The sequence below is a fragment of the Sulfurospirillum cavolei genome (genome assembly GCF_001548055.1).
Classification (GTDB): Bacteria; Campylobacterota; Campylobacteria; order Campylobacterales; family Sulfurospirillaceae; genus Sulfurospirillum.
This window is the reverse complement of sequence record NZ_AP014724.1, coordinates 786,993-812,361: the sequence shown is the minus strand read 5'-3', so window position 1 is coordinate 812,361 and position 25,369 is coordinate 786,993. Positions and strand designations below refer to the sequence as shown.

Sequence of the window (25,369 nt, the reverse complement as noted above, 5' to 3'; positions counted from 1 at the left end):
CTTTACATGTAAGCTTGTTGCGATCTGAGTGTTATTTATTTTTTGAGATTTTTAAACAATTCAACGGCGTCGAGTTGTTCCCACGGATAGTCGCTCTGACCGACTTGTCCGCGTGCCGCGACGTCGGCATACAAAAACGTATCGGGACCTGGTTTGTCCAATCCAAATTTACGCGTAATCCAACGAGGCGTTAAACTGAAGGTTTCGTAAACGAATTGCGAAAGCTCGTCGTCACCGATACTCGTAAACGTTCCGAAGGTATCGACCGAAACCGAAACGGGTTTTGCTACGCCGATCGCGTAGGAGAGTTGAACGGAGCATTTTTTCGCCAAACCCGCCGCAACGATATTTTTCGCAATCCAACGTCCGGCATAAAGACCGCTACGATCTACTTTCGTATAATCTTTACTCGATTGCGCGCCGCCGCCGATAGGAGAATAACCGCCGAAGCTATCGACAATGAGCTTGCGTCCGGTTAAACCCGAATCGTGAAGCGAACTATGGTTAACGTAACGTCCGGTAGGATTGATGTGAATAATCGTATTGTTCGGATCGTAAAGCTCCGTAGGTAGCCCTGTATCGTCGATGAGACCTTTAATCAGCGAACGCACTTCTTCGATCGTCATATTTTCGTTGGAAGGAGCCGAAACGACGATCGTATGAATACGCTGAGGCTTGCACTCTTCAAAATTTTTTTTCGTACCGTAATCAACGGTCACTTGCGTTTTAATATCAACCCCAAGTTTATGGTTGTGAATCAAAGCGTAGTTATACACTTTATCGCACAACATACGTGCGTACGTAATCGCGGCGGGCATCAAATCCGCCGTTTCGCACGAAGCAAATCCGAACATAATGCCTTGATCGCCCGCACCGATCTCGCCGCTTTCTTGATCGACGCCTTGGTTAATGTCGCTGCTTTGTTGATTGAGTAATACTTGCACTTTAAGATCGTCCGGATGGAGGCATTGCGCTTTGGTAAATGCCGATTTGCCGTTATAGCCGATCTTAATCAGCGCGTCTTTGACGATTTTTTCATAATCTTCAAACGAAAGAATCGTTTTGGTATTGACTTCGCCGCCGATGACGACGTGTTTGCCCGCAACGAAAACTTCGCTGGCGACGCGTGAATTGCTATCGTTGATTAAAAGCGTATCGACGATACTGTCGGCGATAATATCCGCGCATTTGTCCGGATGTCCGGGGCTAACGACTTCTGAGGTAAAAAGGTAGTGTTGTTGAGTGTGTTCCATGTTTGTTTTCCATTTCTTTGTTTTCCTATTTTCAGACTTGGTTACGTGTCCGAAAACTTGTTTTCCATCCTTTTGTTTTCCATTTATGGTTTCACGAGAAGAGAAACATAAAATAAAAGTAAAAGTTTGAACCAAGGCTTTAAAAAGCCCGCCGCCGCTAAAACCGTGAATGCATCATACTCTTTTTTTTATAAACTAATCTTAGACGCTTCAACGACCGCTTAAAGCTTCAACGCTTCTAAAGGCTCCGATGAGACAGGATTGTTCCACGTTTGAATCGTCTTTTTATTTACCGTCTCGCGAACAAAGCCCAAAAACGTCTCGCGGCTTATTTCGATCGCTCCTAAGGATTTGAGATGATCGGTCGGTAATTGGCAATCGATAAAATCGCCTCCTAAAGCATCTATTTTTCGACAAAGTCCGACCAAGGCGGCTTTAGAAGCATCGCGTCTTGTTGAGAACATCGACTCGCCGCAAAACATACCGCCCAAATGCAACCCGTACAAACCGCCGACCAACGCCCCCTCGAAAAACGTTTCGACCGAATGGGCAAAGCCTTTGACATGTAAGTCGCAAAACGCTTCGATTAACGCTTCGCTGATCCAACTATTTTGTCCCTTTTGCAACCGCGTTTGCCAACATTGACGCATCACCGTTTCAAAACAGGTGTCGTAGCGAATCTCAAAATGTTTGAGGCTTTTGGTTAAACTTTTGGAAATTTTTATCGCACTCGGATAAAGGATGAGTCGTGGGTCGGGAGACCACCATAACACCGGATCGCCCTCGTTGAACCACGGGAAAATACCTTGCTCGTAAGCGCGTAACAAGCGATCGGAATTCAAATCGCCGCCCCATGCTAAAAGTCCCTCTTCACTCGCGCAATGAGGATCGGGAAACGTATGCTCGCGCGGGTGCAGTTTGGGAATAAGAATTTTAGTTGCCACCGCTGTACGTGAAGACCAATTGATCGGCTTTACAATCGATACGGCAAAGCCCGCCGTTTTTTAACCGACCGAAAAGCACCTCTTCCGAAAGGGTTGTTTTAATGCGCTCGGCGATCACGCGACGCATCACGCGCGCGCCCATCTCTTTGCTGTAACCCTCCGCGGCAAGGTATTTTTTCGCCGCCGGCGTGGCTTGAATTTCGACATGTTTGTTTTTAAGCTGATCGCTAAGTTCGTTTAACATCTTCTCTACGACATGGATCATCACGGATTCGCTCAAAGGCGCAAAATGAATCACCTCATCCAAGCGGTTCCTAAACTCGGGAGAGAAGAACTCTTTAATCGCATGATCCGTTCGCGAACTCTCGCTCTTCGTGAAGCCCATCGTCGGGGCTTCTTTCGTTCCCAGATTGGAAGTCATAATGATGATAACGTTGCGAAAATCGATCTTGGTTCCGTTATTGTCCGTCAACGTCGCGCTGTCAAAGATTTGGAGCAAAATGTTCAGCATATCGGGATGCGCTTTTTCGATTTCGTCTAAGAGTAATACGGTATACGGGTGCTTTTTGATCGCTTCGCTGAGCTGTCCGCCCTCATCGTAACCGACATATCCCGGAGGTGCGCCGATCAGGCGGCTGACGGTATGTTTTTCCATGTATTCGCTCATATCGTAACGCTCGAAATGGACGCCCAATTCATACGCAAGCTGTTTGGCGACTTCGGTTTTTCCAACGCCCGTAGGCCCTGCAAATAAAAACGCTCCGATCGGTGCGGTCGGATTTCCAAGTCCCGCACGGCTACGTTTGATCGCTTTTGCCAATGCCTCGATCGCCGCGTCTTGTCCAAAAATTTTCGCTTTAAGGTGCGCTTCTAAATGTTGCATAATCTCGCCCTCGTCTTTGCTGACGTTCGGACTTGGGATATGAGCTACGCGTGAGAGTACGGCTTCAATGTCGCTCATTTCCACGACTTTTTTACGTTTTTTCGCTAGATGAAACGACGCCCCCACTTCATCGATCAGATCGATCGCCGAATCGGGTAAAAATTTATCGTTGATATACTTTTTCGCCAACTCGACCGATGCGCGAATCACTTCATTTGGATATTTGACTCCGTGGTGCTTTTCGTAACTGCTTTTCAACCCTTTTAAGATCAAAAAAGAATCTTCGAGACTCGGTTCTAAAACGTCGATTTTGGCAAAACGACGGCTGAGTGCTTTGTCTTTGTCGAAGAAATTACGAAACTCTCCGTACGTCGTCGCGCCGATACACCGAATTTTTCCCGACGCTAAAGAGGGTTTTAACAAATTGGAAAGGTCCATCGAACCGCTTCCGGTTGCGCCCGCTCCCACAATCGTATGAATTTCGTCGATAAATAAGATCGCCCCTTTTTTTTGCTCCAGTTCGCTCAAAATCTCCTTGAGACGTTTCTCAAAATCACCTCGATACTTGGTTCCTGAGAGCAAAGAGCCCATATCAAGGGCATAAACGGGCGTGTTTTTCAAAATTTCGGGAACGGTATTTTCGCTGATTTTTTTGGCCAAACCTTCCACGATCGCCGTTTTGCCCACGCCGGGCTCTCCGACTAAGATCGGATTGTTTTTCTTTCTGCGACACAACACTTGCATCACACGGGCGACTTCTTCGCTTCGTCCGATCAGCGGATCGATTTGATGAGATTTGGCTAAAGCGATAAGATCGAGCGTGTATTTTGCCAAAGCACTTTCGCCCGCTTCTTCGTCGTTTTCGCTCTTTTTGTGTTCCGGTGCACTCATCGCCGTTACCTCTTCGGTAATCAAGAGTTTGTCCGCGCCTTGTTGAACCAAAAGCGAAACGCAAAAAGTGTTAGGTTCGTCCATCATCGCGATCAAAAGATCGTAGACGTTCGCTTCGCTTTTCCCCGCACTTTTGACATGTAACATCATGGTTTCGATGACGCGCGTTAACGCGACCGTTTCAACGGGCTCGTAATTCTCTTCATTCGGTACGATTTGGGGATGTGCGGCAAAATATTTTTCCATAGAGCGTTGCAAGAACGTAATGCTTAAGCCGCAATTGATCAGAAGATCGACGATACTCTCGTTGCTTAAAAGCGCGTAAAAAAGATGATCGATCGTGATATATTCATAGCGATGTTTGCGAACGAACGTCATCGCGTCGTTGAAAACGAAGTTGAGTTCTTGGCTAACCATTTTTCATCCTTTCAATCTTCTTCCATGACGGCGCGAAGAGGAAATTTTTCCTCTTTCGCCATTTTGCGCACGCGTGCCACTTTGGTTTCGGCGATTTCGTAAACGTAAACGCCGCATAAGCCTTTGCCTTGTTCGTGCACGTTTAACATAATTTCGGCAGCTTTTTCAAAACGATGATGAAAGACTTGCATCAAGACTTTAATCACAAAATCCATACTGCTGTAATCGTCGTTTAAAAGCAAAACTTTATAGAGTTTAGGCTCTTGAACCCTGATCGCCTCGGCAGTGTCGTTTTGAACTTCCCCTTGCGCCTTTGAATGCATATTTTCCTACTTTTCCACGATACGGTCGATGTCGCGTTGAATCACGTCCAAACCGACTTTACCGATGTAAAATTTAGTGTCGGGAAGATTCGTGTAAATATCCCGAACGTTTTGATAAACGCCTTTTTTCAGAACGACTTTAAAAGGGACTTGCAACGTCGCTTTATACTGAATATCACGCAAAATCGTCTCGACCAAACGCTTATTGGCAGCGGCGTTGCTGATAAAATAATAGGCGTTGTATTTCGCGGCGAAATTTTCGACCACGTACTCGTCGCTCACCTCTTCAAAGAAGTTGAGACCTATTAACATCACGTTGTCGCTGTTTTGCAACTGAAAGTCCATCAAGGAAGGAGCTTCTTCTTGGCAAGGTGCACAAAACGTACCGAAGATATCAAACATAAGAATCTTCTCTTCATCGTCTTCAATCACAAATCCGCCGTTTTGGCGCAAAAGCGTTATTTTCGCGCCCGAAACGCTTTTGAGCTCGACTTTATCGCCGTTTTTAAACGGTTCGACGACGCTAGGCGACGCTTTGGGAGTCGAAGAATCGCAACCGACAAAAAACGTGAGTGACATTATTGTCAAAAAAAGTCGTAAGAAATGTTTCATAAGATCATCCTCATTTTTTCAAAATTCTACATGCTTTATATAAATAATATGTAAATTACTCTTTATAAAGATGATTTTTGATAGCCGTTTTAGCCTCTCGTTCCGCATCTTTACGCTTCAAATCCTCGCGCTTGTCGTGCAAGTTTTTACCGCGTACCAATGCAATTTCGACTTTAACGATATTTTTGACGTTAAAGTAAACCGACAAAGGAACGATCGTCAGCCCCTCTTTTGCGACTTTAGCATCCCACTTTCGAAGTTCTTTGAGATGAAGCAATAATTTGCGATCGCTTCGTTCGTTCGGCGTAAAATGCGGATTGGCGGTACTTAAATGCGAAATATGGGCATTGAGCAAAAACGCCTCGCCCTTAATCAATCGAACAAACGAATCTTTCAGATTGATCTTGCCTTGGCGAATGGCTTTTACTTCGCTGCCTTGCAAGACGATTCCCGCTTCTAATTTTTCTAAAATTTCATAATCGTGATACGCTTTTTTATTGCGTGCAACGGGTTCACCCATTTAAAAACCTCTTCTAGTGTGCTTTGATTCGAAAAAAACTGCTGCCGCTACCGCTAAAAAACCATCCTTCGTTTGCCATCGTCGGAAGCTCAGGGTAGGCTTTTAAACACGCGGCGTACAAGTCGTTGAGCCTTTGAGGTTCATACGACGCTAAAAGCTCCGCGCTTTTGCACGAAAGCATAGGCAAAGCGTCTTGCGGTGCGATCGACGCTAAAAAAAACTCCCGAAAAGTCGTATAGACGCGTGCGGTGTCGCATGCGAGATCGGGCGTGAAAACCTCAAGCTCCAACGCCTCTTCTTCGTATAATGAGACAGTTTCGCCGATGCCACTGACGTTGGCACTTTCATAGCCAGAGGCGAAAAAAGCGACGTCGGCTCCCACGCTCGAGCCGATACGCATCATCTCTTCGTTCGATAAGAAAAGCCCTGCCCTGTCGTTTAGCATCCGTAAAAAGGTTGCCGCGTCGCTGCTTCCGCCGCCAAGACCCGCTCCTGTTGGAATTTGTTTCTTGACATGTAAGGCGTACGTTTGCATCACGCGCTCGATCTCTTTGGAAAATCCCTGCTCTTGCAAAACGCGATAGATTTTGTAAAGCGTATTGTGTTCGAGCGCACAATTAAAATCACCGACCAATTCAAACGCTTGCGTCGTTTGTTTCGGGACGAAAGAAAGCGTGTCGTACAGATCGCGAACGCGCATAAATCGGGAATAAAGTTCGTGATAGTTTCCGCGCGTACCGACGATTTTCAGAAAAATATTGACTTTAGCGTGAGCAAAATAGTGCATTATTTGAGCTTTTGGCTGAGACTTAAAAGCAGTTCCGTTTCGACATGTCGACTGGCTTCAATGTTGCTTTGCTTGATGGCGCGCGCTAACTCTTCACGCAAAATCAACGTCTCTTTGGGCGCATCGAAACCGAGTTTCACGACGCCTTTGGAAATTTCAACGACGCGTATCGTGACGTTGTCGTTTAAAACGATGCCCTCGCCGGTTTTTCGTGTAAGTATTAACATGTAACGCCTTTGAGCGATAGTGAATTGAGAAGATATTCTACTCCATTTGCGCTGATTTGCACAATGCTTAAGACCTCATCGATGACGAGAGCATAGACGCCCACTTCACGGCATTCGAAATTTGTAACATCAAGCTTTCGACCCAACGCAATATCGCTCGGATCACCACAATACGTATTTCTCGGTAAATCCAGATAATCTAAAGGAGCTAAAGCGCGTTCGTTTTCGTACGTAAAATCGCCTTCGCTCAAGCGTTCCAAAGCACTTAACGCGCCCTCAAATCCCAATTTTCGTGCGATCATTTCGCCGATACTGCGTACGTAACCGCCCTCTGAGATCGTGATATCAAACGTTAAAAACGGATGCGCGTAATGCACCAACGTACAGTCAAAAACTTCGCTGGTAATCTGTTTGAGCTCAAACGCTTTATCGGCACGCGCCAAATCGTACGCGCGTTCGCCTTCGATCTTCTTTGCCGAATATTTAGGCGGTACGTAGGTTATCTTCCCGATCATACTCTTTAAAACGATAGCGATCGAATCGGGATGAAAAGGCATCATCTGCTCGACGCGATCGATCTTTTCGATGTCCAAACTCGGGCTATGTGCGCCGATCCAAAGCGTCGCGCGATAACGCTTGGGAGCTTTTTTCAAAAAACGAAAAAGCTTGGTATAACTTCCGAAAGCGACGATCAAAACGCCTTTGGCAAACGGATCAAGCGTTCCCGAAAAGCCCGCTTTCTTAACGCCGTAACGTCGTTTAATACGGCTTAAAAAATGGTTGCACACCGTATTTTCGGGTTTGTAAGCGACAAAAAGGCGATTTGACATTAGATTTTTTCCACGAACGACGCTAAAATATCGCGTTTCGTTCCGCTAAAATTAATTTGAAGCTTGAATTCTCTGCCGACTTTACTGACTTCGCTCACGCGACCGATACCGAAGATCTTATGTTTGACCAAATCGCCTTTTTTAAACGACGTCGTCTTTTCAAAAATCAAACTTCCCTCACAGACGCCCGCCTCTTTGAGAAAACGGCTTTTACTGAGTTCGGCACGGCGTCCTTTGTAAAAACGGCTACTCGAATAACTCAGCGTCAACTCTTTTTTCGCACGCGTAATCGCGACGTAGCCTAAGCGTCTTTCTTCTTCGATATCACTTCCGTCTCCGATTAACGGGAAAAAACCCTCTTCCAATCCGATAACGAAAAGGTATTCAAACTCCAATCCTTTGCTGGCATGAATGCTCATAATTGAAATATTTTCACTGTCGATTTGATCTTGGTCGCTTTGAAGCGCAAGTTCGTTGAGAAAATCGTCCACGTTCATCTGCGGATTTTGTTTAACGTAATCGCGGAAAAGTCCGTAAAACTCGTCGATGTTGGAAAGCCTTTCCACCGAATCGGGCTGGTTGTCGTAATAGGACTTGATCGCAAACGCCTCTTCAATCGCATCGATCATGTCGTAGGTAGAATTTTGTTGAATCTCGCGCATACGGTCGATATTTTGCACAAACGCTTTGAGGGCGACGGCCGCTTTTTTCGTCGCTTCTTTTTCGATGATCTCTTCGTTTTTCCCGATGTATTCGTACACCGATAAACGTTGATCGTATGCGGCTTTAAAAATACGCTCCATCGTCACTTTTCCGAGTCCGCGTTTGGGGCGGTTGATAATGCGTTTGATAGAGAAATCGTCATGCGGGTTGGCGATCATACGCAAATAGCTAATCACGTCTTTGACTTCCGCACGCTCGTAAAATTTGACGCCGCCGACCATATTGTAAGGAATTTGCGCTTTATTGAGTCCCTCTTCCAAAGAACGGCTTAAGGCGTTAATGCGGTACAAAACGGCAATGTCTTTAGGATTGACGCCGCTTTCGATCAGTTTTTTAATGCGCTTGGCGATCGTGGACGCTTCTTGATTCTCGTCGCTCGATTCGATCACTTCGATCTCTTTTCCCTCGCCTTTGGTGCTCTCCAAAACTTTTCCGATACGTCCACGGTTATGATCGATCAAATCGTTGGCGGCTTTAAGGATCTGAGCGCTTGAGCGGTAATTTTTTTCAAGCTTAATAATCGTCACGTCCTCAAACGATTCGTGAAATTCCAAAATATTTTTGATGTTTGCACCGCGCCAACCGTAAATACTTTGATCGTCGTCGCCGACGACGCAAAGATTGTTGTGCGTATGGCAGAGTTTGCGAAGCAATTTGTACTGCAATTCGTTCGTGTCTTGATATTCGTCGACCATGATGTACTGATAACGTCGGCTCATCTCTTCGCACAAGGCTTCGTCTTTTTCTAAAATGAGATAGGGTAAAACCAGCAAATCGTCAAAATCAACTAGATTGTTCTCTTGTAGGTACGTTTCGTAACGTTCGTAGATTTTCGCGATGCTTTGATAGTGCTTTTGTTCGGCTTTTTCCCATGCCGTTTGCGGATCGAGCAAGGAAGTTTTATAGCGTGAAATTTCGCTTGAGATCATACCGGTCGGTAACTCCGTCGAGGTATTAAGTGCTTTTAAAATGCGTTTTTTATCATCGGTATCGATCACGACAAAGCTGTTTTTTCGCCCGATTTTCTCGATGTGAAACTTCAAAAAAAGCAACCCGAATTTGTGAAACGTACACAATAACGGAGGATACGACTGGTGATCTCCCAACAACGCCATCGCACGTTCGCGCATTTCGCTTGCGGCTTTGTTGGTAAACGTTAAGGTCAACGTATTGGATGGAGGAATGCCTTGGTCTAAAAGGTACGCCAAGCGAGCGGTGATCGTTTTCGTTTTACCGCTACCGGCTCCCGCCAAAATCAAAATAGGACCGTCGATACATTCAACGGCTTTTTGTTGCGATTCGTTCAGTGTGGCTGCATCTTGCATCGTTCGGTCTACTTTTTATTTTTATTATAGCAAAAAAAGTTTAAGCAAACCTCTAAAGAGCGCGCAAAGCAGGTCGTCATTGTTTTTACTATTATTTTTGGTTATAATAAAATGCTCAAACGAAGCACGGTTATACACTACGAAAATACAAGGATTTTTATGTTAAAAGATTTCTCTAAAATAGAAACCTTTTTGACGGTCGTTCGCGAAAAAAGCTTTTCAAAAGCTTCTAAAAAACTCGGCATCAGTCAACCCGCCGTTACGCAACAAATTAAGCTTTTAGAAGAGTATCTGGACTTGCAAATCGTCGATCGTAAAAAAAACGGCATTAAATTAACGACCGCAGGAGAAGAACTTTTCAAGGTCGCGGTTAAACTCGAAAAACAGATTTTAGCGGCGGAACGCGAGATGTTACGCCTCGTCAACAAAGAGGTTATTTTTGTCTTGGGAGCCTCTCCCGTCATCGGAAATTATATCCTGCCCAACTTTCTCAACGACATCCAAGAAGCGATTAAAAACAACGTGATGCTGAAAGTTGAAGACGCCGCGGGTATTACCGAAAAACTGCTCGATAAAAAAATCGATTTGGCATTGATCGAAGCACCGATCTTCCAAGAAGGGATTATCTATCGCGAATGGCTTGAAGACGAATTGGTCATTACCAGCCGTTCCCCGCTTCCCAAAATCGTTCGCAAAGAAGATTTACTCTCCTACAATTGGATTTGTCGCGAAGAGGAGTCCAACACGCGTAAAATTATTCACGAAACGTTTGAGAAGATGGACATCGATTGCAAAAGCTTTAAGGTCAAAAGTATCGTCACAAGTTCGACCGCCGTCAAAAATACGCTCATGAAAGCCAACATCGAAGAAAAGCCGACCGTATCGATTCTCTCGAAACATATTATCAGCGAAGAGGTCGAGCAAGGCTTACTGTTTACGACGAAAATGAAAGGGCTTAAACTCACGCGAATGCTCTATCTTTGCCATATCAAAGACCGCAAACACGATGCTTTGATCGATAACGTCATTAATTACATTATGAGCAAACAAGAGCTCAAGAACTAATGGATTTTTCTTACATGTAAGCTTTACATGTAAGAATCAAAGCGGGCTGTTTCGTACAACCCGCCTTCTTCGATCCTTCGTTATTTTTTAATCAATTTTTGATTGTGGGGATTGGAGAGGAACGCGCTCATGGAGCGTTGAAGCCCGTTTGATTTGTCTTCTTTGGGTGCTTTTTTGCTAGAAGCAGTACCGAGGTTGATAAAAATAGGCACTTCCTCGACGATAATTTGTAAAATCGACTCCAACGGGAACGTCACCAAAGAGCCGAAATTATGGCTTCCGAATCCCGCTTCAAAACTGATCGTCCCGTTATATACCTGCGTACTTTCAAACGTATAACCTGCCAAATAAAACATCGTAATGGGTTTAAAATTTTGTCGAATTTCAGGCGGAAGTTCCGGCTCAAACGTCACATCGGCGATATTGGTCAAAACGGAAAAATGAACGCCTCGCTTTAAAAGCAACTCTACCATCTCTTTACCGTGCTTCTTCATCAATTGACAAAACTCTTCGTCCCCCAATAAAGCGTCAAGCATCGCACATTCCTTTGAATTCTTGGAGTAAGTTTTCGATTTCGCCGATACCCAAAAGCCAAAAACGCTCGTCGTCGATGTCAAATCCGAACTTTTGAATCAACGTCTTAGGACTTTGACTTCCTCCGGCACTTAAAAAACTCGTATAGTGTTGGACAAACGTCGCTTTATCGCTTTTTTTATACAGACCGAACAACGCAAGTACCAACAATTGCCCGTAACTGTAAGCGTAGCAATAAAACGGAGAATGAATAAAATGCGGAATATAACTCCACCACAAATGATAGTTGGAACTCAGCGTAATGCTCGAACCGAACATTTTTTGACTCTCTTGCATCCAGTAACGATTGAACGTTGCCGTATCCAATTCGCCTTCATGCGCATGCACTTTGCGCTCAAACGTCGTAAAGTTAATCTGACGGTAAAGCGTTGAAAAAATATCTTCGATTTTACTGGCATATAAAGAGCGTTTTTCGTCTAAGCTCAATCCCTCTTTAATGGCGTCGAAAACAAGCATTTCGGCAAAAACCGAAGCGGTTTCGGAGGTCGTTAAGGGCGTATCGCTGCCTAAATAACCGACGTCGCGAGAAAGATACTGATGAATCGCATGCCCAAGCTCGTGCGCCAAGGTAAACAGATCACGTCGCGTATCGGTGTGGTTGAGCAACACGTACGGATGCGTGCTAGGCGTCGCCGGATGCGAAAATGCGCCGCCGCGTTTTTTCGTTTGAGGGAAAACGTCGATCCAACCTTGCGTAAATGCCATTGAAGCGATCTCGTAAAATTTGGGATTAAATTTGGCAAACGCGTCTAAGACGATCTGTTTCGAGTTTTCAAAATCATAGCACGCCTTGCTCTCTTCCAAAGGTGCGTAACGATCGTACTCGTACAACGTTTCCAATCCCAAAAGCTTGGCTTTCAACGCATAATATTCATGCACGAGGTGGAAACTGTTTTCGGCGGCGGCGATGAGCGCATCAACGCTTTTTTGCGTGATTTTATTGTCCAAATGGCGTGGTTGTTCGGCATTTTTATAACCGCGAAGTTCACATTCGCTTGCCAAATCGGTTTTGATCATGTTAAAAATATACGCTAACAACGGCTGATGGGGTTTTAAGCCTTTCGTAAAAACGTCGGCAGCTTTTTTACGCACCTCGCGGGAAGGGTCTTGAAGCTTACTGAGAATCTCTTCTTCGGAGAGCTTTTGACCTTCAAAGGTAAACGTCAACCGGCTAAAGTGTTCATCGAACAAACGGCTAAACGCCGAAGCGGACGTCATCTCTTTTTTCAATAAAATACGCTCTTCTTTTTGAGAAAGCTGATAGGGTTTTTCTTCGATAAGCGATTCCAAATAAAAGGCGTAATGCGGGCTTAGCGCGATGAGTTCTTCTTGTTTGGCTTTTGTTAGTTTGTTAAATTCAAGTTCGAAAAAAAGCAAATGCTCGCCGATACGACTTTGTTCTTGCTGGTAACGGGCGAAAAAACCGCCTTTGTCGCTGTCGGTCGCAAAGTTTAAAAAAGCATACGTCATAATGCGACCCAAAATCTCGTTAATCGCCTCGTACTCACGAATCGATTCTAAAAATTCGTGACCGCTCAGCTCTTTGAGCTTGCCTTTGCAGACGTTCTCAAAACCGATCGCACGATTTCGTGCCTCGTTCAAATCTGCTTCTAAGTCAGATTCGTGCTTGTATAAAGCGGATAAATCCCAATTCAATACTTAATCCTTCACACATACGTTTTCAAGAATTTCAAATCCTCTAAGAGCATTCATTATAGCAAATTTTCGGGCTTTTTGAATGTCTCCTACGGATAAACTTTCGGCTTTAATCTTCCCTTGTGCCAGCAATCTTGCCCGTGTCGTTCCTTCTAAAAGCGGACACAAAGGCGTTTTCCATTCGCCGTCGATCCATAAAGCGATATTGGCAATCGTCGTATCTTTTAATTCGCCGTGACGAACGATCAACACCTCATCGGTATCGTCGCGTTTCAGCAGATTCAACGCTTCGCGATCGCAATATTTGTAGTCGTACGCAAGCGGGCTTTCGACCAAAGCGATCGTCTGGATCGGTGTAGGTTCGTACGCGCGGTAGTCGATGTGCGTAATCGTTTCACAGTATTCGACGCGCACCCGAAAAACGCCGCGGCAAGGCGGAATGATCGCTCGTGAAAGCGCGATCGGCTCTTGACATGTAAACAGTGCTCGCCTCGTTTGATCGAAGCGGGCTTGATGGTACTCCAAATGCAATAACGTGCCATCAACGGCCTTGATCGTTTCAAAGCACGGGGATATAGACTTTATGGCACACCTCTTCGTACTCTTTTAGCGGATCGCTTAAAAGCGTGATTCCTCCGCCGCTTTTGTAGACAAACCCTTCATCGGTTTTTTCGATAAAACGGATCATCACCGCACTGTCCAGCCCTTTTGCGTCGTATACGCCGAAAATTCCGGTAAAAAAGCCGCGTTCATAGCCTTCGATTTGTTCGATCAACTCGACGCTTTTTCGTTTCGGCGTTCCGCTAATCGACCCCGCCGGCAATAAATCGGCGATAATCTCGCCGATACGATCATGCCATGTCGGCTCTAAGCACGCGCTAATATGCGAACTGACATGTAAAAGCTCTTTTTCGCCTGCTTGGATAGCCTCGACGTAACGAAAACGCTTGACACGGACGTTTGTCGCGACGCGTGCAAGATCGTTGCGTAAAAGATCGACGACCATCACATGTTCGGCTTTTTCTTTTTCGTCGTTTAAAATACGTTCTTTCGCATTATCAATGCTCGCATCGATCGTTCCCTTCATCGGATACGCCATAATGCAATCGTTTTCGATTTTGACGAAACGTTCGGGCGAAAAGCAGACGAACCGATCTTTGAAACAGAGTTTAAACGGCGCATTTGCCGCATGAAAAATCGCACGAAGGTCTAAATCGCCGTGCAACAACGTCGGTGCGGTCAAATTGAGAAGGTAGGTATTACCCGAGCGTATCGCTTCTTGAACCGCCTCGATTTTGCGAAGGTAATTGTGAAAATCCGGAAACGATTTTTCAAACGTAAACGTCTGTTTCAAAGAAGGGCACTCGGCATCGAGCGCATACAAAATATCCGGATCAAGCGTTTGAAGCGCTTGGGCATAAAACTGTTTAATGTTATAATCGACGACAAAGAAAAAAGGCGTACGTTGTTGTCCGAAGCGATTGAGCGTTTGAACGAACTCAATGGGCAATCAGCTTCTCCAAAACCGCCATTCGAACGGCAACGCCGTTTTTAACCTGCTCCAAAATCTTAGAGCGCGGATCTTTCATCATAAAATCGTCTACGTCCACGTTGCGATGCACGGGACCTGGATGCAAAACGATAATATCGCGATCTTGCATCAACTTGGACGTAATGCAAAAATCGGTCGCGTAATCTTTGAGCGAAGCGTAAATTTGATTGGTATGGCGTTCGGTTTGCGTACGAAGACTCATAATGACGTTAACTTCGTCGATCACCTCTTCAATGCGATGAGAGGTACGTAAATGCGTTTGCGGTAGGAAATGCGGCGGAGCAACCAAAATAACCTCGACGCCCATACGGCCTAAAAGCTCGATATTGCTGTTGGCGACGCGGGAATTTTTAATATCGCCGACAATCGCGACCTTTTTACCGCGCACGTCGCCGAAATGGCGTCGCATCGTAAAAAGGTCCAATAAAGCCTGCGTCGGATGCGCATGCGAACCGTCGCCGCCGTTCACGATAGGGCAATTGACGTAATTGGCTAAGATATGCGGAACGCCCGAACTTTTATGACGCACGACGATCGCATCGGGGCCCATCGCATCGAGATTGGCCGCCGTATCGAAAAGCGTTTCGCCCTTGCTCGAAGAACTGCGTGAAACGTCCAAACTCACGACCATCGCACCGAGCCGTTTTGCGGCAATCTCAAAACTACTGCGCGTTCGCGTCGAATTTTCGAAAAAAATCGTAATGACCGTTTTATTGTTCAAAATATCTCTTGGTTTTTCGTCTAAAAATTCATCGGCGCGCGCCAAGATATGTTCGACTTCCTCCAATGAAAAATCTCGCGTATTGATCAAATGTTTCACGCGTTGCTCCTTGCAAAATCTGCCAAAATTGTAACAAAGCATGACTGTAAGTTTGATTAACGTTTTATTGTTCAAGATGTGCTACAATTCCGAAAAAAAGGAGAAAAACGTTATGAAAAAACACCTTTATCTCTCATGCGTATGCTTTTTTGCTTCTGCCCTTTATGCCGAAAGTTTTACGTTTCAAGAAGACGTTCGCGTCTCCAATAGCCAACGCGAATACCACGGTTCATCCTCAAGCGTTCCGTATCAAGAGTGTTGGGACGAGCAAGTCGAAGTACCCTCTTCCTCTTCGGGAAATGAAGGAACCGTGGGTGCGATTATCGGCGGTGTTGCCGGCGGTGTTTTAGGACATCAAGTCGGCGGCGGAACGGGTAAAACGGCAGCAACGATCGGCGGAGCGGTGGTCGGAACGATGGTCGGAAAAAACGTTGCGGAAAACAATTCTGGACCGACGTATAAAACGCAAAGACGTTGTACGACACGTTATGAAGAACGAAACGACGGTGCGCCGCTTTTTCGCAACACCGCGTATTATAAAAACCAACCGATCGTCAAATACTCCGATCGTCCTTTAGACTATATTCGCATTAACGTCACGGTAAGTTACTAAACTGCGTGCGATTGCGGGCATATCCTCTTGCACGCTTAAAACCCTGCCGAAAAGCTTTTTTAAAAACGGCAGGGAAATCTTCTCAAACGCCGCACGATCCTCCGCGCATTTGGAATTGACGCACCATTCGTAGTTATCGACGCCTAATGAATCCAACAAATGCAAATTAAGCAATAAATCGTTAATGCACCCTAGTCTATCGTGCGCCACCAAGAGTGTTCGGGCATTAAAAAGACGCATCAGGTCGTACATGTAAAAATCTTCTTCGATCGGTACGAGCAAACCGCCCGCCCCCTCAATTAAAACGATGTCGCTTAAAGCTTCGATCTTTTCGTAAGCATGGCGTAAAACGTCCGGATCGATTTTTTTACGCCCTTTGGCAACATACGGTGCCGCGGGCAATTCAAATCGGTATGGAACGATGTCGTTGATCGTCAAAGATTCTAACGCCTTATTGTGCGCTTTGGCAGTTTCGAACAAAAGCGTCCCGTCCAAAGGAACAGGGGCTACGCCCGTCTCGATAGGTTTCATCACACCGACGTTCAAGCCTTGTTGGCTCAATGTTTCAAGTAACCTAAGCGTCGTATAGGTTTTACCGATATCGGTATTGGTCGCACTTATAAATATAGGAGGATATTTCATCATGAAGCTTCTTTTTTTACAAAATTATACTCTTAAAAAATAAAGATGCAATCAAAATCCAACGTTTACTTAAACCGTACGGGAACGCAAAAGTCGAGGTCGAAACGTTCGCACGGATCGATGAAGTGGTTTTGCCGATAGATCGCAAACGAAGGTAACGAGACTTTTTCATAATCGCTTTTAGGAAACCATTCATGGTAAATGACGTCCATATACTTTTTCAAGTCGCCGTAGACGCCTTGCAACGAGAAAATGGCACAAAAGGTTTGCGGTATTTTCATTACGCCGATTTCGCCGCTTCGGTAAAATTTGCGTGTTTTGGGAAGTTCTAGACACGCAACGTAATGGCATTTGGAAGCCTCGACAAAACGCGGATTACTATGGTGTAGGGCGATCATGGTTTGCGCGTTAAATGCGATACCCTCTTGCAATGCCCACGCCTGAAGTTTTAACCATGCGGTTTGAATGCTCTTGTCGTAACCTTTATGCCGAACGTAGGCAACCTCAAACGAAGGCATCGCCGCCACTTTGACATGTAAGGGTTTCCCCGAGAAACTCAAATCGCGATGAGCATTGATTTGGTCGACTTCGCGCCATTTACTGGGCGTAACACCGAAGTTTTCTTTAAAAGCCTGCGTAAAAGAAGCATTGGAGTGAAATCCGACTTCGCGCATAATATGCGTAATCGTTGCCTCAGGCGTGAAAAGTAACACGTTGGCGGAATGTTCGAGTTTGACGCGCTTCGCATACGCATGAACACTCTCGCCGACGACTTCTTTAAAAATGCGGTTAAAATGAAAGACCGACATCGCAACGTTACCCGCCAAGGTTTCGACGCTTAAATTTTGCGACAAGTCGGCATGAATCGTATACAACGTTTCGTTGATACGCTCGATATGGTCGTTTTGAGTCGTTCTTTTGTGTTTCATGCAACAATTATAGCACAAACGGACAAAGGAAATCGGTGTTTATCGGTGGTTATTTCATCGTATCTTTTCTATAATAACACTTTATATTTTGAAAAAGGTTCTTCTTATGCAAACCAAATTAGCCAAACGCATTACAACCGCTTCACGCTCGTTTACGCGGACGATTTTAGATTTGACGGCACAAAATACGATTATCTCTTTTGCCGGCGGACTTCCCGATGCGGCGTTGTTTCCGGCGGATGCTATCGAAAAACACTCCAAAGCACTTTTTGCCGAAAAAGACAATCGTCTTTTCCAATACAGCAATGCTTCAGGCGTTGTTGCCCTCAAAGAGCAAATCGCCAAACACTACCGCGACACGCACGCAGAAGAGATTATGTTAACGAACGGCTCTCAACAAGGGCTTGATTTGATGTGTAAAACGTTTTTGGACCCGAACGATTGCATTATCGTCGAAGACCCGAGCTATCTTGCGGCCTTGGGACTTTTTCGCATGTACGACGTCACGATCAAAGCGGCACCCTTAACGCCCGATGGCGTTGACACCGAAGCATTGGAAGTTCTTTTTAAAACCTATCGTCCCAAATTTTTTTATACGATACCGATTTTTCAAAACCCAACAGGCTATTCGTACACCCTGCAAACCCGTCTTGAAGTAGTACGTTTGGCGAAAGCATATCACGTCATCCTTTTGGAAGATAGCCCGTACGAAGCGCTTCGCTACGAAGGCGTATCGACGACTTCGTTTGCCGATCTCTTACCCGAATGGACCGTTGCATTGGGAACGTTTTCGAAAACTTTGGCACCGGATTTTCGTATCGGTTGGATCAGAGCACCCAAAGAGATTATCAGTGCGCTAACCCTTTCCAAAGAGAGTACGGACCTTCAAAATTCCAAATTTTTTCAACTCGTCTGCGCACGAATGATGCAAAGCGGCGAATTGCAAGCACATGTCAAAAGCCTCGTCGATTATTATCGTCCGAAACGCGATGCGATGGTAGCGGCACTCAAACGTTATTTTGGCGAGAGTATCGATTTTGTCGTACCGGAGGGCGGTATGTTTATTTGGGTTCATTTTAAAAAATGCAACGACAGTATGAAACTGTTCGACCTTGCCATTCAAAAAGGGGTTGCGTTTGTACCCGGTTCGGTTTTCTTTGCCGACAAACATGAAAGCGGTTACGGAAGACTCAACTATACCAACTCGAGCTTAGAGCAAATCGATGAAGGCGTGAGAAAATTACAACAAGCTTATAGCGAACTTTAAGATTTTTTACACACGATGTCGCCGAGCGTTGCCCCTACGGCTTCGGCGACAACCTGACATTTGACTTTAAACAGAAAAAAAATCGGATCATCGCTTCGTTCGTTCAGACATTCAAAATTACCCATTCCCTTGGAAAGAATACAGTCGGCTTTTTCATAAAGTTCTCTAGCCGACGGCGACATCAACTCAAACGCCAGTCCGGGCGTCGGAACGCCGCTGTTAACGAGCGTCGCCACTTCATCCATGCCCGAAGCCATAGCATCTTCATACGTCAAATCGTTAATAATCGGTCGACCGCGCACGAAATAATAGACGTCGATCGTCGGGTAAATCCTTCGAATCGTCTGAATACAGAGTTTATCAAAAATTTCTTCCCCCGCATTGTCCGCAAGGTAAACTAAGGTTTTCGTTTTTTGAAGTGTTGCTTGCAGTGTCGAAAAATCGTCGATTGCAAAAGGGGTATGATAGATTTTTTCCAGTTCTTCGGAGAGGTCGTAGAGCATAACCGCCGCCAAATCGATCACATTACCCGCCACTGCGGTTTTAAGCGCACTTAAAAGAGGGTCAGTACTTTGCTCGATATACATTTGGCATAAAGGAAGAAAGGCTTTGGCTTTGAGAGACGAAGCTTTTTTGAAGTCACCGTACAAATCCCGAACGCCCAATAACCGAGCTATTGCTTCATAAAGAGGTGCGGCATTGTGAGGCGGCGTTTGATCGGTATCAAAATTCTCAATCAATCGGCGTGCCAAGGAGTCGATAGCGTTTTTTTGTTCCGACGTTAGATTTAAGAGCGTACCCACGCGTTTACTTTGGTCGTAAATACAGGTTAAACAGCGTTGATCAAGATACATTACAAACTTTCAAAGAAGATACGCGAAGAAAAAAGGAGAAGAAGCGGCGAAACCAAGACATCCACCGCTTCGAAAAAAAATTATTTTCTGAGTTCTTTAATTTTTGCAGCTTTACCGCGTCTATCACGAAGATAGAAGAGTTTTGAACGTCTAACGATACCACGTCTTACGACAGCGATTTCTTCGATACTGTCGGAGAAAATAGGGAAAATTCTCTCAACGCCTACGCCGTTAGCACCGATTTTACGTACGATAAATGTTTCACCCGTACCGGTTCCGCGTCTTGCGATACAGATACCCTCAAAATTTTGAACACGTTGTTTGTCGCCTTCGATAATTTTAACGGCAACTTTAATCGTATCACCTGCTCTAAAATCAGGAATATTCTTCGCAGAAATCTGTCCTGCTTCAAAAGCTTCAATATATTTATTTCTCATTGCATCATCCTTTATATCATTTCTAATGCTTCACGCTAAAGCGAGAAAACAGATCCGGTCTGAAATATTTCGTCTTTGATTCAGACATTTTATTTTTTAAGCTTGTGATTTTAGCGTGGTTTCCCTTTAAAAACTCTGAGGGCACGGATTTATTTTCATAAATTGCCGGCTTTGAGAAACACGGGGCCTCTAAAAGAGGCTCTTCAAAGCTCTCCACGTTTAACGAATCACTGTTGCCTAAAACACCTTTGATGTTACGGCTAATGGCATCGCTGAGTACCAAACTCGGAAGTTCCCCGCCGGTTAGGACATAATCCCCGATGCAAAAGAGCTCATCGGCGAACGTCTCAATAACGCGTTCGTCGATCCCCTCATACCGTCCGCTAACAAAAACAATATGCTCTTTTTGCGCCAAGCGTTTCGCATCGTTTTGCGTAAAAAGTTTTCCGGCGGGTGTCGGAAAAATCATATATGCCTCGGGCGAAGACTCTTTGATCCGACGTAACAGATCAAAAAGCGGTTGCGGAAACAACACGAGTCCTGCTCCGCCGCTGGCTTGATAGTCGTCTACTTTACCGTGTTTGTTGTCGGTAAAATCGCGAGGATTAAAAAAATCCACGCTTAAGAGCCCTTTGGCGATTGCCCTCTTCAAAATAGAATCTTCAAAATACGAAGCGATCAATCCCTCAAAAAGCGTCACGTAAGAAAAACGCATCACGAATTCTCCAGAATTCCTAAAGCATCTTTACTACGTATCTCTTTTGCACTTGGGTCGAACGAGAGAATATACCGCTCGATATACGGAAGATAAAAGGATGTGACATGTCCTTTTTTGACCAACTCCGCATCGGTTCGAACTACCAAATAATCCGTCGTTACGATACGCTCGATCTCATCGACGGTGCCTAAGAGTGTCCCGTCTTCATCGATCACGCGAGCATCGATCAGCTCAAACCAAAAGAATTCGTCTTTTTGAAGCGCACACTCTTTAAGCGAAGTTTCCTTCGACGTAAACAACTGAGTATTGACGAGCTTTACGGCAGATTCTCGGTCAAGATAGCCGACAAAAGAGATGAGCGAGCGCGCTTGGTGGTACGAAAAGACTTCAAGCGTTTCGCCTTTTTGGGTCGTAAACGTTTTGCCTTTTCTAAACTGTTCCGGAAAATCACACTCCAAATGAAGTTTGAGTTCTCCCTTAAGTCCCACGAGTCGCCCGAGAACGGCGACTTCGATGAGAGAAGATTGATTATTCATCGTTGGCTTTAACGGTAACTCTATAAGACTTGCCGTCTTTGGCTTTACAACCGGAAATAAGCGTTTTAAGCGAGTTAATCATTTTGCCGTCTTTACCGATCAATTTACCCGTATCGATTTTGTCCGCATAAATGACCACTTCGCAAAAACTACCGTCGACATCGCTTCGTTCGACTCTTACGCCTTTAGGATTGTCTACCAAAAGTTTTGCAAACTCTTCGAGGAATTTATCAATCATCATTATTTACCGGTAATTTTTGCAACCCTGTCGCTAAGCTTTGCGCCGACGCTTTTCCAATAAGCAAGTCTTTCCGCATCGAATTTAATGCTTTCGGGATTGGTGAGAGGATTGTAATAACCGATAGACTCGATCCAACCGCCGTCGCGTTTTTTTCTGCTGTCCGTTACGACGATTCTGTAAAACGGAGTTTTGTTTCTACCCATTCGTGTTAATCTTACAACTGTTGCCATTTTATGGTCTCCTATGTTTATGTTTCGTTTGTTACAACTTATATCTACATGTCAGTCTACATGTAGATATAAACCGTCACATCTTAACGAAGATGTGCGTGTTTATTTTGGGATAGCATATTTTGCAAATCTTGCATTCCCTTTTTGCCCGAAAACTTCTTTGCCATTTTCGCGGCATTGGCAAACTGCTTTAAAAAGCGGTTGACTTCGACTTGAGAAAGTCCGGAACCTTCCGCAATTCTTCTTTTGCGACTGTTGTTTAAAAGCTCCGGATCTTCGCGCTCTTTTTTGGTCATTGAGCCGATCATCGCTTTGATGCGTTTCATCTCAACGGAATTTTCCATATCAACGTCTTGAAGTTTTCCCGCGACCGACGAGAGTCCCGGAATCATCCCGATCAACGACTTCATACTTCCGAGCTTTTTCATCTGCTCCATTTGTTCCAAAAAGTCGTTAAAGTTAAACTCGCCTTTTTTGATCTTTTTCGTAATCGCTTTAGCTTGCTGCTCATTGATAATTGAACCGGTCTTCTCCGCCAAAGTTTCAAGATCGCCCTCGCCCATTAAACGGTTAACGATACGATCGGGAATAAAATGCTCTAAATCCGCTACTTTTTCGCCCACGCCCACGAAACGAAGCGGAACGCCGGTTTGTTCGGCGATACCTAACGCTACGCCGCCTTTACCGTCACCGTCAAATTTACTGAGAATCACGCCGCTTAAAGTAATTTTTTCATGAAAACTTACCGCACTTCGCACCGCATCTTGACCCGTCATCGAATCGGCAACGTAAAAGATTTCATCGGGCAAAGTCTCTTTTTTAATCGCTTCGAGTTGATCCATTAACTCCGCATCGATTGCCAATCGACCTGCGGTATCGACCAAAACGACGTCGTATAAGCCTTCATTGGCTTTTTTGAGCGCATTTTTGGCAATCGTTAAGGGATTGCCGTTTTCTTCAAAATAAAGATCGATTTCGTTAGCGCTACACAACTGTCTTAACTGCTCTACGGCGGCTAAACGCTGTAAATCGCAAGCAACGACCAACACTTTTTTCTGTTTTAATTTTAAATAATTTGCCAATTTCACGGTCGTCGTTGTTTTACCGCTACCTTGGAGACCGACCATCAAAACTTTGGTCGGCGGCTTTGACGCATAAACGAATCCTTGGCGACCGGGAACCGTCAAAATTTGCGTCAAATTTGTTTTGAGTGCACGTAAAAAATTAACCTGTCCGATGCCTTTCGCTTTGGTCTCGATCTCAACTTGTTTGAGCAAGTCTCGAACGATTTTATGATGCACATCGGCTTTGAGTAATGCTTTTTTTAAATTTTCTAGCGCATTTTTGAGCGACTTTTCATCGTCGCTGAAACGAATTTTATTAACGGCCGTACGAAATGAATCGGTTAAAACCTCAAACACGCATTATCCTTCCTAAGCTATTCAAACATCTTCATTTGAAAAAGAGCTCGTATTGTATCCAACCAATACTTTAAACTAAATTAAACCTTAATTTTTGCCTATATCTAAAAGAGCTTTATCGTTTCTAAACAACGATTTTATCGTAGTTTTGAGTGCTCCTATTCTAATTTATACTGCCGCGAATTTAATGAAATCTTCAGGTTCTTTACTCTCAAATTTATACCCTAAAAGTGCGATTTTGGACGCATGGAGCATTAAGCGTTTGTACGGTCGTCCGCCGTATTCGGTATCACCTAAAATGGAAGCTCCGATACTCTTTAAATGCACGCGAATTTGATGCGTTCGTCCCGTTTCGATCTTGACGCGAATCTTGGAGCGTTTACCTTCGATCATTAAAGGTTCGATGTAACTGATCGCTTCTTTACCGTCATCGCTAATTTTACTGTACGCCGTATTGCCCTTTTTAATCGTCAAAATCGGAGCGTTAATCTCCATAGCTTCAACGACTTTACCTTCGACGATCGCAATATACTCTTTTTGAACATCGCGTTTTTTAAATGCATTGACCACTTTTTTACGAAAATCATCGTCTTTGGTTAATAATAAAACTCCGCTCGTCTCGCGATCCAAACGATGTAACAACGGTAAATTTTTCGCTTCTGCGACCTCTTCGGAAGTCATAAATGCCGGCTTATCGACCGCCATAAGAAACGCGTCTTCAAATAAAACGCGAATCGGTGCGATTTTTTCGACTTTAAACTTCGTCGAACTGTCCAACTCTCCGCGCGCAACACTTACTTTTTTTCCCGCCGCGTAAACAACGCCTCGATCGATTAACTCTTTTGCGGCGCGATTGGAGATTTTTTCTTGAAGGGCCAAAAGTTTATAGGCTTTATCTATCATGGTCTGTTCCTCTGATTTTTTCCAAAAGAGGCTCAATCGCATCTTTGGGAGTAATGAAAGAAGGACGGACTTCGTCGATGTGTTCAAAAACATCGTAAAGTGCGTCGATCGCAACGATTTTGGCGTTTTCTACCGCTTCAAAAAGCACTTTTTGATTGAAGATCGATGCTCCGCTAATTAATTTAACGCCGAAAAATGCTGGCTCTAGCGGATTGTGCCCGCCGACGCCTTCCACAAACGAGCCGCCTAAGATAACCACGTCGGCAACGGCATAAAGATCGATCAAGCGTCCCATTTGGTCGCATAAAATAAAATCGCTATCCAAGCGCTCGCTGTGCGAAAGAGAGTCAAATGAACGTCGATGCTCTGTCGCATACGATGCCAACCAACGTCGAATTTTTTCAAAACGCTCCGGATGTCTGGGTACGACGACGATCGTATCGTTTTCTTTGATCGCGATATGCTCTAAGATCAACGCCTCTTCTTTTTCATGCGTACTTGCGATGACGATCAATCGCTTGTTTTTCGGCTTATCGTAAACTTTTGTAACGCCGTAGCGTTGGTACTGTTTGATATTGCCGACGACGCTGATGCGCTTCGCGCCTAAAAAAGCCAAACGCTCCTTATCCTCTTCGCTTTGCGCCAATACCGTATCGACGTAGCGAAAAATCCAACGGTAAAACCATGCAAATTTTGCGTACGAAGCATAGGAATGATCCGATATTCTTGCATTCAATAACACCGTTCGTATCCCTTTGGCTTTCGCGCTGATAAACAAAAGCGGCCAAAGCTCGGCTTCCATCACGACTAAAACGTCTTGAGGGCGTGTCCAAAACGGTAAAAAAATTTCAAACGGCAAATAACGCACCGCCGTATGAAGTAAAGCGGCTTCGCGAAATCCGGTTTGCGTCATAACGCTAATGCGAACGTCGCTCGGCGCAAAAGTCTCCACCAAAGGCTTCAACGATCGCACCTCGCCTAAAGAACACGCGTGAAACCACATACGGGCATTCGGTTCGAAAGGAGCGTTATTTTTCAGAAAAAAGCGTGCGGGAATCGAAAACGTATATTTAGATTTAAAGCAAAGGAAAACTAAAAAAGGCAGTGCCGCTACATAGAGCAACACCGCCGCACCGTAATAGATAAAGCGCAACCC

The 25,369-nt window shown here is 44.9% G+C and carries 29 protein-coding genes; 3 read left to right on the top strand and 26 right to left on the bottom strand.

All coding sequences use genetic code 11. The annotated features are described in order from the left end of the window. Nucleotides 1-35 precede the first annotated feature (35 nt). From metK to UCH003_RS04125, 10 genes are all read right to left on the bottom strand, one after another. Nucleotides 36-1,253, bottom strand: a complete 1,218-nt coding sequence (metK, locus tag UCH003_RS04170) for a methionine adenosyltransferase (protein WP_060825535.1) — start codon at nucleotides 1,251-1,253, stop codon at nucleotides 36-38. Between the two features lie 221 nt (nucleotides 1,254-1,474). Next, a complete protein-coding gene (aat, locus tag UCH003_RS04165; RefSeq protein WP_082709145.1) occupies nucleotides 1,475-2,197 on the bottom strand; it encodes a leucyl/phenylalanyl-tRNA--protein transferase in 723 nt (240 codons plus the stop codon). Further along, on the bottom strand, nucleotides 2,187-4,388 hold the full coding sequence (clpA, locus tag UCH003_RS04160; RefSeq protein WP_060825534.1) for an ATP-dependent Clp protease ATP-binding subunit ClpA: 2,202 nt from the start codon (nucleotides 4,386-4,388) through the stop codon (nucleotides 2,187-2,189). Before clpA ends, aat begins: the two co-directional genes overlap by 11 nt. A gap of 11 nt (nucleotides 4,389-4,399) precedes the next feature. Then, a complete protein-coding gene (locus UCH003_RS04155) occupies nucleotides 4,400-4,711 on the bottom strand; it encodes an ATP-dependent Clp protease adaptor ClpS (protein WP_039673143.1) in 312 nt (103 codons plus the stop codon). A 6-nt stretch (nucleotides 4,712-4,717) separates the two neighbouring features. Continuing rightward, on the bottom strand, nucleotides 4,718-5,323 hold the full coding sequence (locus UCH003_RS04150; RefSeq protein WP_060825533.1) for a hypothetical protein: 606 nt from the start codon (nucleotides 5,321-5,323) through the stop codon (nucleotides 4,718-4,720). A gap of 55 nt (nucleotides 5,324-5,378) precedes the next feature. Further along, nucleotides 5,379-5,843 carry an SsrA-binding protein SmpB gene (gene smpB / locus UCH003_RS04145; RefSeq protein ID WP_060825532.1) on the bottom strand — a complete coding sequence of 155 codons (465 nt, stop codon included), beginning with the start codon at nucleotides 5,841-5,843 and terminating at the stop codon, nucleotides 5,379-5,381. 13 nt (nucleotides 5,844-5,856) lie between these two features. Beyond that, entirely contained in the window at nucleotides 5,857-6,630 is a 774-nt protein-coding gene (locus tag UCH003_RS04140; protein WP_060825531.1) for a 4-(cytidine 5'-diphospho)-2-C-methyl-D-erythritol kinase, read from the bottom strand. After that, nucleotides 6,630-6,857: a carbon storage regulator CsrA gene (gene csrA, locus UCH003_RS04135; protein WP_039673151.1), complete on the bottom strand. Its 228-nt coding sequence runs from the start codon at nucleotides 6,855-6,857 to the stop codon at nucleotides 6,630-6,632. Before csrA ends, UCH003_RS04140 begins: the two co-directional genes overlap by 1 nt. Next, nucleotides 6,851-7,687 (bottom strand): tRNA pseudouridine(55) synthase TruB, encoded by an 837-nt coding sequence (truB, locus tag UCH003_RS04130; RefSeq protein ID WP_060825530.1) that lies wholly within the window; start codon nucleotides 7,685-7,687, stop codon nucleotides 6,851-6,853. Before truB ends, csrA begins: the two co-directional genes overlap by 7 nt. Next, on the bottom strand, nucleotides 7,687-9,735 hold the full coding sequence (locus UCH003_RS04125; RefSeq protein ID WP_060825529.1) for an ATP-dependent helicase: 2,049 nt from the start codon (nucleotides 9,733-9,735) through the stop codon (nucleotides 7,687-7,689). The genes truB and UCH003_RS04125 overlap by 1 nt, the downstream gene beginning before the upstream one ends. Nucleotides 9,736-9,894: 159 nt before the next feature. On the opposite strand from UCH003_RS04125, the gene UCH003_RS04120 reads away from it, so the two are divergent. Then, nucleotides 9,895-10,800, top strand: a complete 906-nt coding sequence (locus UCH003_RS04120) for a LysR family transcriptional regulator (protein ID WP_060825528.1) — start codon at nucleotides 9,895-9,897, stop codon at nucleotides 10,798-10,800. 80 nt (nucleotides 10,801-10,880) lie between these two features. On the opposite strand, the gene UCH003_RS04115 is transcribed toward UCH003_RS04120, so the two are convergent. The 5 genes from UCH003_RS04115 to UCH003_RS04095 are packed head-to-tail and all read right to left on the bottom strand — an operon-like array spanning nucleotide 10,881 to nucleotide 15,422. Further along, nucleotides 10,881-11,336: a hypothetical protein gene (locus tag UCH003_RS04115; RefSeq protein ID WP_041963619.1), complete on the bottom strand. Its 456-nt coding sequence runs from the start codon at nucleotides 11,334-11,336 to the stop codon at nucleotides 10,881-10,883. Next, nucleotides 11,329-13,050: a M3 family oligoendopeptidase gene (locus UCH003_RS04110; RefSeq protein ID WP_060825527.1), complete on the bottom strand. Its 1,722-nt coding sequence runs from the start codon at nucleotides 13,048-13,050 to the stop codon at nucleotides 11,329-11,331. Before UCH003_RS04110 ends, UCH003_RS04115 begins: the two co-directional genes overlap by 8 nt. Nucleotides 13,051-13,053: 3 nt before the next feature. Further along, the gene (locus UCH003_RS04105) at nucleotides 13,054-13,581 is read right to left on the bottom strand and encodes an aminotransferase class IV (protein ID WP_231964812.1); all 528 of its coding nucleotides are present in this window, start codon (nucleotides 13,579-13,581) and stop codon (nucleotides 13,054-13,056) included. 28 nt (nucleotides 13,582-13,609) lie between these two features. After that, on the bottom strand, nucleotides 13,610-14,560 hold the full coding sequence (locus tag UCH003_RS04100) for an aminodeoxychorismate synthase component I (RefSeq protein ID WP_144440980.1): 951 nt from the start codon (nucleotides 14,558-14,560) through the stop codon (nucleotides 13,610-13,612). Continuing rightward, nucleotides 14,550-15,422: an aspartate carbamoyltransferase catalytic subunit gene (locus UCH003_RS04095; protein ID WP_197653540.1), complete on the bottom strand. Its 873-nt coding sequence runs from the start codon at nucleotides 15,420-15,422 to the stop codon at nucleotides 14,550-14,552. Before UCH003_RS04095 ends, UCH003_RS04100 begins: the two co-directional genes overlap by 11 nt. Nucleotides 15,423-15,534: 112 nt before the next feature. On the opposite strand from UCH003_RS04095, the gene UCH003_RS04090 reads away from it, so the two are divergent. Next, complete coding sequence (locus UCH003_RS04090; protein ID WP_060825525.1) at nucleotides 15,535-16,035, top strand: glycine zipper 2TM domain-containing protein; 501 nt, start codon at nucleotides 15,535-15,537, stop codon at nucleotides 16,033-16,035. Here the strand turns inward: UCH003_RS04090 and bioD are convergent. Continuing rightward, a complete protein-coding gene (gene bioD, locus UCH003_RS04085; protein ID WP_231964811.1) occupies nucleotides 15,997-16,680 on the bottom strand; it encodes a dethiobiotin synthase in 684 nt (227 codons plus the stop codon). The genes UCH003_RS04090 and bioD overlap by 39 nt on opposite strands. A gap of 62 nt (nucleotides 16,681-16,742) precedes the next feature. Continuing rightward, on the bottom strand, nucleotides 16,743-17,606 hold the full coding sequence (locus UCH003_RS04080) for an AraC family transcriptional regulator (RefSeq protein WP_060825524.1): 864 nt from the start codon (nucleotides 17,604-17,606) through the stop codon (nucleotides 16,743-16,745). Nucleotides 17,607-17,712: 106 nt separating this feature from the next. Here UCH003_RS04080 and UCH003_RS04075 point away from each other — a divergent pair, with 106 nt between their 5' ends. Further along, entirely contained in the window at nucleotides 17,713-18,873 is a 1,161-nt protein-coding gene (locus UCH003_RS04075; protein ID WP_060825523.1) for a PLP-dependent aminotransferase family protein, read from the top strand. On the opposite strand, the gene UCH003_RS04070 is transcribed toward UCH003_RS04075, so the two are convergent. The 9 genes from UCH003_RS04070 to waaA form a co-directional block, all read right to left on the bottom strand. Then, on the bottom strand, nucleotides 18,870-19,727 hold the full coding sequence (locus UCH003_RS04070; protein ID WP_060825522.1) for a damage-control phosphatase ARMT1 family protein: 858 nt from the start codon (nucleotides 19,725-19,727) through the stop codon (nucleotides 18,870-18,872). The two genes, UCH003_RS04075 and UCH003_RS04070, sit on opposite strands and share 4 nt — an antisense overlap. 80 nt (nucleotides 19,728-19,807) lie before the next feature. Further along, nucleotides 19,808-20,164, bottom strand: a complete 357-nt coding sequence (rplS, locus tag UCH003_RS04065; RefSeq protein ID WP_060825521.1) for a 50S ribosomal protein L19 — start codon at nucleotides 20,162-20,164, stop codon at nucleotides 19,808-19,810. Nucleotides 20,165-20,186: 22 nt separating this feature from the next. Further along, entirely contained in the window at nucleotides 20,187-20,879 is a 693-nt protein-coding gene (gene trmD, locus UCH003_RS04060; RefSeq protein ID WP_039673173.1) for a tRNA (guanosine(37)-N1)-methyltransferase TrmD, read from the bottom strand. Beyond that, complete coding sequence (gene rimM, locus UCH003_RS04055; protein WP_060825520.1) at nucleotides 20,879-21,418, bottom strand: ribosome maturation factor RimM; 540 nt, start codon at nucleotides 21,416-21,418, stop codon at nucleotides 20,879-20,881. Before rimM ends, trmD begins: the two co-directional genes overlap by 1 nt. After that, nucleotides 21,411-21,656 (bottom strand): KH domain-containing protein, encoded by a 246-nt coding sequence (locus UCH003_RS04050; RefSeq protein ID WP_039673329.1) that lies wholly within the window; start codon nucleotides 21,654-21,656, stop codon nucleotides 21,411-21,413. The genes rimM and UCH003_RS04050 overlap by 8 nt, the downstream gene beginning before the upstream one ends. 2 nt (nucleotides 21,657-21,658) lie before the next feature. Continuing rightward, nucleotides 21,659-21,889: a 30S ribosomal protein S16 gene (gene rpsP / locus UCH003_RS04045; protein WP_039673177.1), complete on the bottom strand. Its 231-nt coding sequence runs from the start codon at nucleotides 21,887-21,889 to the stop codon at nucleotides 21,659-21,661. Between the two features lie 83 nt (nucleotides 21,890-21,972). After that, the gene (gene ffh, locus UCH003_RS04040) at nucleotides 21,973-23,310 is read right to left on the bottom strand and encodes a signal recognition particle protein (RefSeq protein WP_060825519.1); all 1,338 of its coding nucleotides are present in this window, start codon (nucleotides 23,308-23,310) and stop codon (nucleotides 21,973-21,975) included. A 168-nt stretch (nucleotides 23,311-23,478) separates the two neighbouring features. Continuing rightward, on the bottom strand, nucleotides 23,479-24,213 hold the full coding sequence (locus UCH003_RS04035) for an RluA family pseudouridine synthase (protein WP_060825518.1): 735 nt from the start codon (nucleotides 24,211-24,213) through the stop codon (nucleotides 23,479-23,481). Continuing rightward, the gene (waaA, locus tag UCH003_RS04030; RefSeq protein WP_060825517.1) at nucleotides 24,203-25,366 is read right to left on the bottom strand and encodes a lipid IV(A) 3-deoxy-D-manno-octulosonic acid transferase; all 1,164 of its coding nucleotides are present in this window, start codon (nucleotides 25,364-25,366) and stop codon (nucleotides 24,203-24,205) included. Before waaA ends, UCH003_RS04035 begins: the two co-directional genes overlap by 11 nt. Nucleotides 25,367-25,369: the final 3 nt, after the last annotated feature.